Genomic DNA, 14,762 nt, shown 5'->3' on the forward strand with positions numbered 1-14,762 from the left:
GGGCTTTTTTAAAATTTTATTTTCGTTAGGGCTACTCATTTTTGGAAGTTAAGGTTCATTTTATCCTAAAATTTCACCCCTTAACTCATATATAAAAAGTAATACTGTCGTTTTATTTAATACTTATTCTGGTAAAATTCCATATTCCTTATATAACCGTTTTCGAGTCTCTGCATTTGTCACAACAGACTGTATTTCTGCACTTCTTCCATCCATAATCAGACGATTAAGTAAAGTGCTTAATCGTTCTTCGCCGATTGCTTCTCCAATCGCTATACCCTTTGCTTCTCCAATCGCTATGCCCTTTGCTTCTCCAATTGCCCTACCCCTTGCTTCTCCAATTGCTTTTGCCTCTGCTTCCGCCTCTTTTTGAAGCCGTTCGAGCCTTTCAGATTCCAGTTCAAGAACTTTTCCACCCATAATCTCACCTATTCCTTTCCGGACTGTTTTTTCATTCCTACATATATAGTCCGCTATTTTTATGATCAGTTTATTTAAATTCATGTATAAAGCCGTCTTATCTGCTCCTGAAAGTTCTCTTTCCAGATTTATCCGGATTTCCTCATAGTCATTTAGCAAACTCTGGAACATTTCCGGATTCTCACTCATTTCATGAATATCCTTTTCATATCGCATAATATAAAACGGCAGAAGCATCAGTAAATTTTTTTCAAAAATACTGTTTCTCGTATATGTCTCCAATTTCATTGTCGGAACCCAATAATGTACTATTTTCTCATCCGAAAGTACCATCTCTATCTCCAGAAAACCCGGCGTATTCTTTCCGCTTCTCAAATATAATACGCAGGACTTTGGAAAATCCATCCTGTATTTGCGTCCCTGTTTCTGTGCATTTTCAATTGCTATGGAGAAATCATATTCTATCATACGAATTGCCATAGTTGTATCGTCTACACTTTGACATTCAATATGATACAATTTACCAGCAATCTTTAAACAGGAATCCGTGATAATCTCTCCGTTTTCCTGCTGATGTTCATTGCGCAACTGCACAATCGGTACATTCTCCGGATAAGAAGTATGGAATACTTCATTAATCAAAGGTACTGCCAGATATGGCATTTTCTCAATCATTGTACGAAATACATCATCAAATATCGTATTATTCATTAGATACCTCACTTCTATTCTAACATACGGTAACAATGTTTGAATACCCAATTTGCACAAATATCATAAATCGGATAATCTTTATCTTTCGTACATGCTTGCATAAAGGGAAATAGATGACCGGCTGGTCTGGAATTTGAATATGTAAATTCAGTGTAACAAATACATACAGTTCCGTCAATCAATAGTTTTCGACACATCAACACTGCTTTTGGAAATTTATTCCTTACGTTTCAGTAACAAATTCTCAGTTCACAATACACAAGGCTGTCACACTACATAAGCAATTAGTGTAACAGCCTCTTTTCTATTCTCTGAGATCAGGCTCATGAGATCTTGCCGTCTTTCATTTCAAATACAGTATCAACGATATTCATAGTAGATTTTCTGTATTACGTAACGTGATTTCTGTTTATACCTCATCCTTTTTTAACTTTCGTTCTAACTCTAAAACTTCTTTTCTGCACAATTCTATCGCATCATTACAGGTTTCCACATCATCACCATCTATCTCTATGCTATCGTCACCAGGATATCTGGTTGAAAAATAAAAACCATCTATCATTCTCATATGTGTCTGCGTATTTTTTGAAAACTCTGCTCCCATATTTGCTTTTAGAAATTTCATCAGTCTGTTCAGACTATGTGTACGCAAAATATTTTCAAAATCTTTCTGTTGCATAGCATCATCCGGTTTATAGTATTCTGAGATTAGATGCTTCATATATTTTTCGCATATTCCCTGCGCCATGGCACCCATCATATTTGCAACTATCCCCGCATCATAAGAGGCTTTAAAATATTGAAAATCATTTTCTGCAAAATCAAAATAACTGTTCAAGGCCATATCTGAATTCCTTCCTTTCGCACATTTGTATAATACAGCATTTTGTTCCTTTTCCAGTCATCGCCAACTACAATTTTCAGATCCGTTTCTGCATCATCCAATTCCTCAGAGGATACTTCTGATTTTAGAAGATAAAGATATTTTTTAAGTTCCGGCCGGGAGCGGAATGACTCTGACAGTTCCAGAAACAGATCAACATCACTGCTATATTTCTCTTCTCCCCGTGCACAACTGCCATACAGATATATTGTCTTAATATAAGGCCTTATGCATGATGACTGAATAGTTCGTAAAGCATACTCCGCTGCATCTCTCTGCCGTTTTGATCTGATACATGTCAGCATTTTCTATCCCTCCGTTTTCTCTGTATATTATTTCCAGATTATACTTACATTTTCTGCTTCAGGATTTCTTTGTAAAAAAATTATAACATTCCTTATCTTCTATGTCTATCTTCCATTTATTTGGTGAAAAATTAGAGTGTATTATTGTTACTTTCTTTTATTTTCCTTCAAAGATCTGAGCGATCGGTGAATCTGCAGACAGTATCACTGTTTTGTCCTCACCTTTCATAGATGTCTTCAGCGCATCCAGGCTTCTCACAAATGAATAAAACTCACTTCTGTCCTCTTCTCCATAAGCCTGCGCAAGAATTTTCATATATTCCTGCTCCCCTTCCGCCTCCAGGATCTCTGCCTGTTTTTTGGCATCGGAAATCTGGATTGCTACTTCTTTGTCCGTTTTATTTCGAATCACCTTTGCTTCAGAGTTTCCCTCTGCCTTGTAAGTCGCTGCAATATTATCTCGTTCAGAAATCATTCGTTCATATACAGCTTCCTTATTATCATCCGGCAGATCCAGCTGCTTGGTTTCGAATTTGAGAAGTTCGATTCCATACTGATCCATGTTTGTTCCTATTGCCTCCATGACCATATCAGACAGTTCTCCGTCACGACTTGTGATCACCTGATCCTGTGACATACTGCTGATCGCATTTTTAGTGGCATTATACACAGCAGTATTAATTCGGCTTTCACCACTTTCCACAGAAGAGTTTAATGTCTGTGCAAATTTAAGCGGGTCGCTGATTTTCCAGAGAACATAGCTGTCGCTGATCATCGTTTTCTTATCTTTTGTAATTACATCAGATGCTGCCAGATCATACAGCAGTGTTTCCTTTGGCAATGACTGTGTACTCTCTATAAATGGAATCTTAAAACTGATTCCCGATGAGCTGATCACCCTGTCAACCTTGCCAAACTGACGGATCAGCTTGTATTCATTTTGCTGAGTTACTGTTACCGACGCTCCGACAGCTACAACCACTGCAGACACACCAATTAATATTCCAATTTTCTTACCTTTCATAAATTAGTCCTTTCCAAATTATATCTCTATCCTTCGTATTTCATTTACCAAAACACTTTTTATATGAAATATTTTCTGTCATTTCTTTATTCGTTCTCAGAATCATTTAAATCTTGTGTGTCCTGAGCAGGATCTGTGTTCAGTGTCTCTGTCGGATTTTCTGAACTGTTCCCTGTAAAAGAATCTAACGGCAGAACCTTCTGCACTCCATCTCCATTATCAATCACAATCTTCATTCCCGGCAGCACATCTTCCATTGTCTCATAGAACATACGCTTCTTTGTGATCTCCGGATTCTTAACATACTCCTCATACATGGCATTAAAACGTGCAACCTCAGCTTCTGCTTCATTAATCCTTACCTGTTTCTGCGCCTCAGCATCCTGAATGATCTGGTCTGCTTCTGCCTCAGCCTCCGGAAGCTTTTCGTTTCTGTATTTATTGGCATTATTCAAAGCAGTTTCTTTTCCCTGCTTGGCAGTTTCTACTGCTTTAAATGCTTTCATAACCTCCTGTGTGGGCGGTTCTGAATCCTGGATTGTGATATTCACAAGCTGAATCCCCAGATCCTGTTCCTCCATCTGCTTCAGGATCATTTCTTTAATCTTACTCTGGATCTCACCTTTTCCGGTGGTAAGCACTTCATCCACATCATAACTTGCGATTACTGTACGGATACAGCTTTGAGAAATATTTTTCAGAATATCTTCCGGTTCCTCTGAATTATAAAGATATTTTACCGGTTCTAAAATTCTGTACTCAACAAAGAAATCTACATCAATAAAGTTATAATCCGAGGTAATCATAATGCCCTCATTCTCAACCACCGAATTATCTCCCATACTATATCCAATAGGAAATCCCTGGATCGTTGTATTTACTTTCTGTACTTTCTGTATAAAAGGAAGCTTAAAATGCAGTCCTGTTTCTGCCACTGCCTTCGGCACTCCGAAAGTTGTCAATACTGCCTGTTCCTGCTCCTGGATCTGATAGGTAGCATCTCCTGCAAGCCCTGCAATAATCACCAACCCTGCTGCTCCTATTACAATACGTTTCACATGTTTTCCCGGCTTCTGTAATTTTTTAAATGGATTTACTCTTTCGTTCACTTTTCTCCTCCGTTTCACCATTTGACATAATTAAATTTTTTGCTTCTAAAAATTTCTGAAGAAAAGAAAAAGACTTTCATTTCAGACATAACATGAGCTCTTCTCTTAATGTCTAAAACAAAAGTCTTGCCGATTATATCATAATGCGGGCATTCTTAATCTGCCGTTCTGACGCATTTATGTACCATTTATAGGAAAAACAAGTCCAGTTCTTCATAACGATGGCCGCTACTCCCTTTTCTTTGAGCAGCATCATATCATAACTATTTACAAAATGCAAGAAATATTTTTCTCAAACGCCCCATACAGTCCTCAGCGTTTCCAAATCCTTATTTATAATTTGCATCTGATTCTGCTCATTACATTTTCTCAACGGAAGCAGGTTATAATAATTCTCAATGATGATCCATCCTTCATAGCCATGTTTTTTCAGGATTTCCATCTGAGGGAAGAAATCTGTGTTTCCCTCTCCCAGCAGACAGCCGCCTGGTTCATTGATACCATCTTTTACATGAAGCTGACTATCCATATATGGATAAAGTCCCTCCAACTGTTCGCACTGATCCATGTTAAAATTAAATTTGAAATTCTGTGTATCAAAGTGTATTGTCAGATTCGGCATATTAATTTCTTTCAGAAGCTGAATCTGTTCTTTATAATCCAACGCATTTTCTGTCATAACAGTAATATCTTTCTTTTCTGCTTTTTCGCAAATAAATCTCAGTGCTTCCTTTGTTGCTTCTACATGAGATTCTTCTGTAATCAGATTTCCAAGGAAGTTTGGAACCATGATCTTGGATATTCCTATTTCTGCTGCTACCTGAACTGCCAATTCCATCTGGTCATACGCGATCTTTCCATTCTCTGTATCTTTTCCATGGATAAATTCATGATCCATCACATCATTAAGAACAATAGACGGATATTCAATTCCTAACCTGTTTCCCTCTTCAAGATACGCTTCCTGAACCTGTTTCTGAGCTAACGGATAACCCCATTCATAACTTCCAAGTTCAAGTTGAATTCCATCCAGTCCAGCTTCCTTTGCAATCTGTGGTCCAAAATATCCACCACCAGGAAGTCCCCATGCCACACAGCCAAATTTAATCTTTTTCTCCATATATGCCACCTACTCTAAATTTGCATGATGCTTAAACATTTCTTCTTCTGTTTTTCCAAGTTTCTTCATAAGAATCATAATAACTGCATCATAAACGATCCAACTCATCTGTTCAAACGCATTTCCCATAGGCTGAGCAGATTCACTTGTATCTTCCAGATTACTCTTTGGAGTTGCACCCGGGATTACGATACAGCTTTCACATACCTTACCAATGGAAGCTTCCGGATGAATTGTTACTGTCACAACAGATGCTCCTGCTTCTTTTGCTTTATTTGCCATAACAATCAAACTGTCAGTTTCTCCTGAACCTGAACTGATAATAAGAAGATCTTTTTTTTCAATTGCCGGTGTTGTCGGTTCTCCCACAAAGAATACTTCCAACCCCAAATGCATCAGGCGATTTGCAAACCCTCTTGCTACAAACCCAGAACGTCCAGCTCCTGCTACAAAAATATGCCTAGCTTTAATAATCTCATTAGCAAACTTTTCAAGTGAAGAAGAAGAAATATGTTTTGCATTTTCTGTCAATTCTTCAAGAATTTCCTCCAGTATAACTGAATTTTCCATTTCTATCATCTCCTTTTCCATTGCCTTTTTATTCAGGCTTTTATTTTTCTGGAAAATTTGAATCCGGTCTGTTTAAACCAGTCAATATAAACTGCAATCAGAATTACAATACCCTGTACAATATACTGCCAGGAAGAGTCAATACCAAGAAGGTTCATACCATTTTTCAGAACACCGATTACAATTGCACCGATAACAGTTCCTGCGATGGTACCACGACCTCCGTTCATACTTGTTCCACCAAGAACAACTGCAGAAATCGCATCCATTTCAGCTCCGTCTCCCAGTGTCATCATTGCAGTAAAAGTACGTCCCACTGTAAGGATTCCTGCTAAAGATGCAAGTAACGCACTATATACAAATACGAAAAATGTAACCTTTTTTACATTAATACCAGAATATTCAGCAGCCTGTTTATTACCACCAACTGCATAAATATGACGGCCTAATTTTGTTTTATTAAGGATAAAAGAAGAAACTGCAATTACTGCAACAATACAATATAACTGAATCGGAATTCCAAAGATAGTACCCATTCCCCAAAAAGTATAGCTGTCATCAAGAACAGAAATTGTCTGAGCCTTTGTATAAACACGGGCAATACCACGACCGATATTCATCATTGCAAGAGTAACGATAAATGCCGGAATATTTGTAGAAGAAACAATGTAACCGTTAATAAGACCAATTACAACTCCAGCAAGGATTCCTCCAAGGATACCAACATAAACAGGAAGTCCATTCCATGAAATGAGTCCTGCACTGATACATCCTGAAACCGCAATTACTGATCCTACAGAAAGATCAATTCCTGCAAGCAGAATTACGAAAGTCATTCCACATGCCAGAAACAAATTGATTGTAATCTGTCTGACTACATTAAATAAGTTTGTAACTGTTGCAAAACTGCTGGTTGTAAAACTTAATACAACGCAAAGAATAACCAGTCCCGCAAGAATACCCATATTAGATTTAATTGTCTGTATTACAGATAAATTTTTCCAGTTTTTATTTTCCATAATCGTCACCCTATTTCCTTTGTCGCAAACGCCATAATTTTTTCCTGATTAAATTCATTTCTGTTCAATATTCCTGTGGTGTGTCCCTGATTCATTACCACAATACGATCGCACATGTTGATCAGCTCCGGCATCTCCGAAGATATGAAAATAATTGATAAACCTGTTGCTGTCAGATCATCAATCAGATGATAAATATCTGATTTTGTTTTTACATCAATGCCTCTTGTCGGCTCGTCCAGAATAAGAATTTTTTCTGTGACCAGAAGCCATCTGCTGATAATAACTTTCTGCTGATTACCTCCTGAAAGCTTTCCTATTTCCTGCTCTATAGAGGAATATTTTGTCTGCATAACTTCATCAACATATTTTCTGGCAAGTTCAATTTCTTTCTTCCTGTTATATCGGCCTTTTTTCAAAAATTTGTCCAATATTTCAATCGTTGCATTAAAACGTATTCCCTGGATCGGATAAATTCCTGACTGCTTTCTGTCTTCCGGAACAAGTCCGATTCCTGCATTTATTGCAGTTTTTACATTTTTAATATCAACTTCTTTATTTTCAATATAAATATGTCCGCTATCCTTATGACGAAGTCCAAAAATACATTCCATTGTTTCACTTCGTCCGGATCCAACCAGTCCTGAGAACCCAAGAACCTCTCCTCTTCTCAGTTCAAAATCAACATTTTTTACTTCTTTTCCAGAAGCAAGTTTTTCTACCTTGAGAATAATATCATCTGAATAGTTTTCATGTTTCTGATACAAATCTCCAAGTTTTCTTCCAACCATGAGCGCCACCAGATCATCATGTGTGGTCTCTTTTGTAACTACTGTATCGATATATTCACCATCTCGCATAACTGTGATACGATCAGTGATTGCATCCAATTCAGCCATTCGATGACTAATATAAATAATTCCAACATTCTTTGCTTTTAAAGCTTTGATCGCCTCAAAAAGAGCATCTACTTCATTTTCTGTCAAAGATGAAGTCGGTTCATCCATAACGATTATTTTTGCGCCAAAGGAAATAGCGCGAATAATTTCTACCATCTGCTGCTGTGCAATATTTAAATCTCGGATAAATTGAGTTGATTTCAGATCAAGGTGCATAGAATCCAAAAATCCCTGCGCCATTTCATTCATTTTCTTTTTATCGACAGTACCTGCTTTTGTTTTTGGTTCCTGTCCAATAAAAATATTTTCTGAAATTGTCATATCTGGAATCAACATCAGTTCCTGATGTATAATACGAATTCCGTGCTCTTTTGCGCTCTCAACACCTGTAATTTCTACTTCTTGTCCATCAACCAGAATCTGTCCGCTGTCTTTTGTATAAACTCCACCGAGAATTTTAATCAATGTAGATTTTCCGGCACCATTTTCACCTAAGAGAGCATGAACCTCACCTGCTTCCAGTTCCAGGTGATTGTTCTTCAGCACAGAAACTCCGGAAAAAGACTTACAGATATTTTTCATTTCCAATAAATGTGCCATAAATTTTCTCCTCTAAATAACAAACATTTCCCACCTTTTTCTATATGGGGCAAAAATGGGTGCAGCCTACGCTGCACCCGCTCAGATTTACTGCCAGTCAGCGTCTAAATATTCATCAATATTTGAAGAATCAATTGCAAATGCAGGTACATCTACTTCGAATTCTTCCGGTTTTTCCCCTGCGATAAGAGTTTTAGCTGCCTTATAGCACTCTTTACCAATTGTAATCGGGGACTGAGCTGCTGTCATACGATAAATGCTGTTGTCTTTAGCAATTACTTTCTTAGCTTCTGGAGCACCATCAACACCGTAAACATATACTTCTTTTCCAGCTGTCGTAAGTGCTGCATATGCCCCCATACCAGCCTGGTCATTAATGGAGAAGATTGCCTTTATATCTGGGTTAGCCTGGATGATATCACTTGTGATTGTCTGTCCTTTTTCTACAGTTCCCTCTGCATCAAATGTTGCCACAACATCAAATCCTTTTCCTTCAATTGTATCTAGGAATCCCTGTTCACGATCGTTGCAGGCATTGTTTGCAGGATAATCAAGAACTGCAATTTCTCCACCATCCGGGAAATCTTCAATCATTGCTTCTGCACAAAGTGCACCAGCCTGATAATTATCAGTTGCAACATAAGAACCAACCAGATCAAGATTAGATACAGAAGTATCAAAGTTTACTACTGGAATCCCTGCTTCGTCTAATTTCTGCAGTGCAGGTTCAATTGCATCTTTGTCAACTGGATTTAAAAATACTGCTGAAACACCCTGTGCAATAAAGTCTTCAATAATCTGAATCTGTTTTGCGCTGTCCTGCTGAGCATCCACTACAACTGTTTTATTTCCATCAGCTTCTGCTTCTTCTGTGATGGAATCTGCAACTGTTTTAAAGAAATCCGATTCACACCAATATGTAACTCCATAAGTCTGTCCACCATCTTCAGCTGCAAAAACACTTGCCGGAATTGTTGTTACTGCCATTGCTGCTACGCCTGCTGCCATCATAAGTTTTGTTACCAGTCTTCTTTTCATTGTAAAGTCCTCCTGATTTTAAATAATTTATATAGTTTTTGTCTAAAGCTCATAGAGAGCATGTAGATTCTCTTTTATGTTCTCATAAAATCTGTCATAAATTTTATGGAACTTCTCGTATTCCTCTGCTTCTTTCAAATCGCATTCAGTAATTCCATCTTCTTCAATAAAAGCATCGCATGCTTCCTGTATCGAAGAATAAATTCCAGCTCCAACTCCGGCCAGAATTGCTGCACCGTATGCCGGTCCCTCTTCCTGCTTCAATGTATGTACATCGCATTTATAAAGATCTGCCATAATCTTTCTCCATACAGGACTTCTGCTTCCGCCTCCGCATGCACGCATGGACACAACCTCTGTTCCCAGTTTCTTCAAGATTTCATTACAGTCTGCAAGGGAATAAACAACGCCTTCCATAATTGCCCTAAGCATATGTGCCTGTCCATGTATGATATTCAGTCCGATAAATGCACCTCTGTATTTGGGATCAATATGAGGTGTTCTTTCGCCCATCAGAAATGGCAGATAAATCAATCTTTCGCTTCCTAACGGAATATCTTTTGTAAGTTCATTTATCTTGTCATAAAATGATACATTTTCCTCTTCTGCTTTCTGAATCAAATCCCGACAGAAATTATTTTTCATCCATTCAATCGAAAGACCTGCCGACTGAGGACCTCCCATTGTATGCCAGCACCCAGGCACTGCACAGCAGCACAAATGAAGTGCACCTTCAGGAATTTCCTGATATTTTTTCAGATGAGTATATACAATACTTGAAGTACCTATTGTTGTAAAAGCCTGCCCCTCTCTTACAATACCTGTTCCAATTGCTGCACAGGCATTATCACTTCCTCCGGCAACCACAACTGTTTCTGTTGATAATCCACACTTCTCTGCAATTTTCGGTAAAAGGTTTCCAACAACTTCCGGTGATTCATACACATCTCCAAGAAGTTCTCTGTCTACTTTCAAAAAATCAAGAATTTCCTGCGACCAACATCTGTTTTTTACATCTAACATCTGCATTCCACTGGCATCTGATGCATCTGTCGCATACTTACCAGTAAGAATAAAGCGGACATAATCTTTTGGAAGCATAATGTGTCTGCACTTTGCAAAAAGCTCCGGCTCATTTTCTCTTATCCAGAGGATCTTTGCTGCCGTCCATCCTGCCATTGGCGGATTCGCTGTGATCTTCATCCATTTTTCCATTGGCAGTTCCAGCATTTCCTCTACCTGCTTCGTAGCTCTCTGGTCACACCAGATAATGGATCTTCTTATAACCTGATTCTCCTCATTCAACATCACAAGTCCATGCATCTGACCAGAAATTCCAATTCCCCGCACATCTTTTCCATTAACCTGACCTTTTTCAACTACACTTTTAATTGTTGAAATCGCTGCTTCTGACCAGTCTGATGGATCCTGTTCTGCCCATCCGTTTTCAGGCTGATACATTGGATATTTGACAGACGCTTCGGCTACGATTTTTCCATTCTGATCTACCAGAATCGTCTTTGTCGCACTGGTTCCCAGATCCACTCCAATTACGTATTTCATCTTATTCCTCCATGGCTGCCTGTTGCTTCATATTGGCAATGTTCTCTGCAAGATTTCCATTAAATAATGCCTTTCCTGAAACAATGATATTTGCTCCGGCCTTTATTACTTTTCCTATATTCCCACAGTTGATACTTCCATCAACTTCTATATCTTTCCACTCTCCGGTATCTGTTGACCGTCTTCTGATATCTTTTATTTTGTCAAGTGTATCTTCAATAAAGTGCTGGCCATCTCTTCCCGGATGAACGGTCATAACCTGTATCACATCTGCAAGCTTCCAGATTTCTTCTGTAAGAACTTCTGCCGAGGTTTCCGGATTCAGAACAATTCCTGCACGAATTCCACATTGCTTTATTTCTTTTAAAGTTTCTGCTACATTGCTGCAGGCCTCATAATGAACAGATATTACATCAGCTCCAGCCTCCTGCATTCTTTTTACAAATCGAACAGGTTCATTTACCATCAGATGAACATCAAATACCAGATCAGCTACACCTTTCAATCCATGAATCATTTTCATTCCACATGCCAGATTCGGTACAAAGCTTCCATCCATTACATCTATATGAACATATTCAGCTCCGGATTTTTCCATTGTTTTTAATTGTTCTCCCAGGCATTTATAGTCTGCTTCCAGTAAGGACGGTGCTATAATGCACATTATTGATCACCTCGTTTATATTTTATTACAGTCAATTACTGTCTGAATTTTCTGAAGTTGTTTTTTATAACCTTTGTTTATTTTCGTCGTATATCCCAGATAAAGTGCATCCAGTATAAACTGATCTGAAACTCTTCTGGTTACTTTATCTCTTCCCACTGTCAGGTCATTTACTGCCGTAAATAAACTGATATCTGTATATCTGAGAAGAGGAGATTTATTCATTTTTGTAATACTAATTGTAACTGCACCTCGCTCTTTTGCGATTTTCATTGCCTCTACTACATTTCTGGATCTACCCTCATAAGAGACAGCTAACGCAACGTCTTCACTTGTAAGATTGCCTGCAGTCATCATCTGCAGCATTACGTCACTATGTACGGAACACGGAATCCCCAATCTTCCAAATTTCATGTATGCCAGCTGACATACTGCAAAGGCATCTCCAACACCGAAGAAATGTATCTCTCTGGCTTTAAGAAGAGCATCCAATGCTTTTTCATAATTTTCGTCATCTGCCAAAACTAATGTATCACTCAACATCTGTACATTACTCTGATAAACCTTTTTCAAAATCGTCTTCATATCGTCTGATACTTTAATATCTTCTGAATGAATTTCCATTCCTTCTGCCAAAGCTCTGATGAAATCCTCCTTCATAGAAGAATATCCATCATATCCCATTCTTTTACAGAATCTGATAATTGATGCTTCACTGCTTCCTGATTCTCTTGCAATCTCTGCAAGCGTTAAATGTGTAATTGCTTCCGGGTTTTCAAGTAATGCAGATGCTATTGCTTTCTCTGCTCTTGGTAACGACGGTAACAAAAATCTGATGCGAACAAATAAATCATTCATATGGCGTGCACTCCATTTCTACTTCATTTATTTAATTTCACTTTGAAGTTTTTTGTTGATTAGAATATAGCATTCTGTTTCAGTGAAGTAAATATCTATAAATATTTTTGTATATTTCCACGTTTTGGCGTGTGTTTTTTGTTGATTACATCCAATTTTTTGGTTGATTTGACGTTTTTACATTTTATTTCACTTCATTTTGAAATTTACAAACACTTAAATACTTCATTTTATTTTTGTAATACGAAGTATAAGCTATAAATATATATAATACCTGTATTCATTTCTATCACTTAGATTCTTTTTTACCTCGACATTTTTTTGAAATATTTCAGAATAATTTTTAGCGATGATCCCTGCTCTCTTTTGAGAAACAGAGCTACTGACTACTGACAAGAAATATTTTTACGTAAACTCCATAACATGTTATACTTACTATACAATGCTAAGATAAATATCTATCTCAGCCCAATACCAGGAGGATTAATTCATGAAAGCATACGAACGCTTATTATCTTATGTAAAAGTATTCACTCCAAGCAGTGAAGAAACCGGTACTTCCCCATCTACACAATATCAGTTTGACCTTGCCAGACTGCTGGTTCAAGAATTAAAGGAACTGGGTGTGAAAGATGCCGATGTAGATGAACATTGCTATGTCTATGGACATATTCCGGCAACCAGAGGATATGAATCCCGCCAAAAACTGGGCTTTATCGCTCACATGGATACAGTCTCTGATTTCTGCGATCATCCGGTTACTCCGGTTATCACTCCGAATTATGACGGCAAAGACCTTGCACTTGGAACCAGCGGCAGAATTCTCTCCCCGAAAATGTTCCCTCATCTCTCCACATTAAAAGGCAGAACTCTCATTACTTCCGATGGAACCACCATCCTCGGTGCAGATGACAAAGCCGGAATTGCCGAGATCATGACAATGATTGAGACCCTCAATGACAATACTATTCCGCATGGTCCCCTCTGTATTGCATTTACCCCGGATGAAGAAATAGGAATGGGACCAGCCCATTTTGATATAAAAAAATTTGGAGCTGATTTTGCTTATACACTTGATGGTGATACAGAAGGTGAAATCCAGTATGAAAACTTTAATGCTGCCAAAGCAGTAGTAGAATTTACCGGTGTAAACGTACATCCAGGTTCTTCTAAGAATACAATGATCAACGCAGCACTTGTTGCCATGGAATTCAATTCCATGCTCCCTTCCGCTGACACACCAAGAAATACGGAAGACTATGAAGGATTTTTCCATCTCTATTCCATAAAGGGAGATGTCTCACACGCTGCTCTCGAATATATCATTCGTGACCACAATGCAACTACTTTTGATGTCCGTAAGAAAACTATGGAACACATCACTAAAATTTTAAATGAAAAATGGGGAAAAGGAACTGTCTCACTTACCATCACAGAACAGTACCGAAATATGAAAGAAATCATCGACACCTGCATGGAACTGATTGAGCATGCAACTGCAGCATGCAAAGAATGCAATATCCCGCCGCTTATCACCCCGATCCGCGGAGGCACAGACGGTGCCCAGTTAAGCTTTATGGGACTCCCATGCCCGAATCTCGGAACAGGAGGACATGCTTATCATGGACCTTATGAACACATTACTGTTGAAGGAATGGATATTGCTGTAGATGTAGGATTAAAGATTATCGAATTATTTTATAAATAATTTCGATTACAATATCCCCTTGTTGTTATTTTAACCGCTAAATTAATCTTAAATAATTTTGCGATTAACGTAACAACAAGGGGATCTATAAACTCGGAATATTTTTTATATTTTTACATACAAAAAAACCAGCTAGTAGTTAGCTGGTTTCTACTGTATCTTCAAAACTACATACATGCTGACATTCCCTGAAAATCATTCTTCCTGCGATTCTTGGTCAAGCCCTCACCCGATTAGTAACAGTCAGCTCCATGCGTTGCCACACTTC

General features: G+C 38.1%; 14 protein-coding genes. 1 reads left to right on the forward strand and 13 read right to left on the reverse strand.

Features of this window, described 5'->3' with window-relative positions; genetic code table 11:
- Positions 1 to 123: 123 nt before the first annotated feature.
- The 13 genes from LI074_RS15695 to LI074_RS15755 form a co-directional block, all read right to left on the reverse strand.
- Positions 124 to 1,131, reverse strand: a complete 1,008-nt coding sequence (locus tag LI074_RS15695; protein WP_173698377.1) for a hypothetical protein — start codon at positions 1,129 to 1,131, stop codon at positions 124 to 126.
- Between the two features lie 412 nt (positions 1,132 to 1,543).
- A complete protein-coding gene (locus LI074_RS15700) occupies positions 1,544 to 1,978 on the reverse strand; it encodes a HEPN domain-containing protein (RefSeq protein WP_173697353.1) in 435 nt (144 codons plus the stop codon).
- Positions 1,969 to 2,322 (reverse strand): nucleotidyltransferase domain-containing protein, encoded by a 354-nt coding sequence (locus LI074_RS15705; protein ID WP_008705807.1) that lies wholly within the window; start codon positions 2,320 to 2,322, stop codon positions 1,969 to 1,971. The genes LI074_RS15700 and LI074_RS15705 overlap by 10 nt, the downstream gene beginning before the upstream one ends.
- A gap of 157 nt (positions 2,323 to 2,479) precedes the next feature.
- Entirely contained in the window at positions 2,480 to 3,346 is an 867-nt protein-coding gene (hflC, locus tag LI074_RS15710) for a protease modulator HflC (protein ID WP_055058728.1), read from the reverse strand.
- Positions 3,347 to 3,432: 86 nt separating this feature from the next.
- Complete coding sequence (gene hflK / locus LI074_RS15715; RefSeq protein ID WP_265107682.1) at positions 3,433 to 4,455, reverse strand: FtsH protease activity modulator HflK; 1,023 nt, start codon at positions 4,453 to 4,455, stop codon at positions 3,433 to 3,435.
- A gap of 292 nt (positions 4,456 to 4,747) precedes the next feature.
- Positions 4,748 to 5,575 (reverse strand): sugar phosphate isomerase/epimerase family protein, encoded by an 828-nt coding sequence (locus tag LI074_RS15720; RefSeq protein ID WP_173698376.1) that lies wholly within the window; start codon positions 5,573 to 5,575, stop codon positions 4,748 to 4,750.
- A 9-nt stretch (positions 5,576 to 5,584) separates the two neighbouring features.
- A complete protein-coding gene (hxlB, locus tag LI074_RS15725; protein WP_055060589.1) occupies positions 5,585 to 6,145 on the reverse strand; it encodes a 6-phospho-3-hexuloisomerase in 561 nt (186 codons plus the stop codon).
- 32 nt (positions 6,146 to 6,177) lie between these two features.
- Entirely contained in the window at positions 6,178 to 7,164 is a 987-nt protein-coding gene (locus LI074_RS15730) for an ABC transporter permease (RefSeq protein ID WP_022379836.1), read from the reverse strand.
- A gap of 5 nt (positions 7,165 to 7,169) precedes the next feature.
- A complete protein-coding gene (locus tag LI074_RS15735; RefSeq protein WP_022379837.1) occupies positions 7,170 to 8,663 on the reverse strand; it encodes a sugar ABC transporter ATP-binding protein in 1,494 nt (497 codons plus the stop codon).
- A gap of 87 nt (positions 8,664 to 8,750) precedes the next feature.
- Positions 8,751 to 9,701, reverse strand: a complete 951-nt coding sequence (locus tag LI074_RS15740) for a sugar ABC transporter substrate-binding protein (RefSeq protein WP_022379838.1) — start codon at positions 9,699 to 9,701, stop codon at positions 8,751 to 8,753.
- 42 nt (positions 9,702 to 9,743) lie between these two features.
- The gene (gene xylB / locus LI074_RS15745) at positions 9,744 to 11,264 is read right to left on the reverse strand and encodes a xylulokinase (protein WP_022379839.1); all 1,521 of its coding nucleotides are present in this window, start codon (positions 11,262 to 11,264) and stop codon (positions 9,744 to 9,746) included.
- 1 nt (position 11,265) lies between these two features.
- Entirely contained in the window at positions 11,266 to 11,928 is a 663-nt protein-coding gene (gene rpe / locus LI074_RS15750; RefSeq protein WP_022379840.1) for a ribulose-phosphate 3-epimerase, read from the reverse strand.
- A gap of 15 nt (positions 11,929 to 11,943) precedes the next feature.
- Positions 11,944 to 12,786 (reverse strand): MurR/RpiR family transcriptional regulator, encoded by an 843-nt coding sequence (locus tag LI074_RS15755; protein ID WP_022379841.1) that lies wholly within the window; start codon positions 12,784 to 12,786, stop codon positions 11,944 to 11,946.
- Between the two features lie 490 nt (positions 12,787 to 13,276).
- Between LI074_RS15755 and pepT the strand changes: the two genes are divergently transcribed.
- Positions 13,277 to 14,494: a peptidase T gene (gene pepT, locus LI074_RS15760; protein WP_173698375.1), complete on the forward strand. Its 1,218-nt coding sequence runs from the start codon at positions 13,277 to 13,279 to the stop codon at positions 14,492 to 14,494.
- Positions 14,495 to 14,762 lie beyond the last annotated feature (268 nt).

Origin of the sequence: Blautia sp. MSK18_10, assembly GCF_020553185.1 — a bacterium.
GTDB lineage: Bacteria > Bacillota > Clostridia > Lachnospirales > Lachnospiraceae > Blautia_A > Blautia_A wexlerae.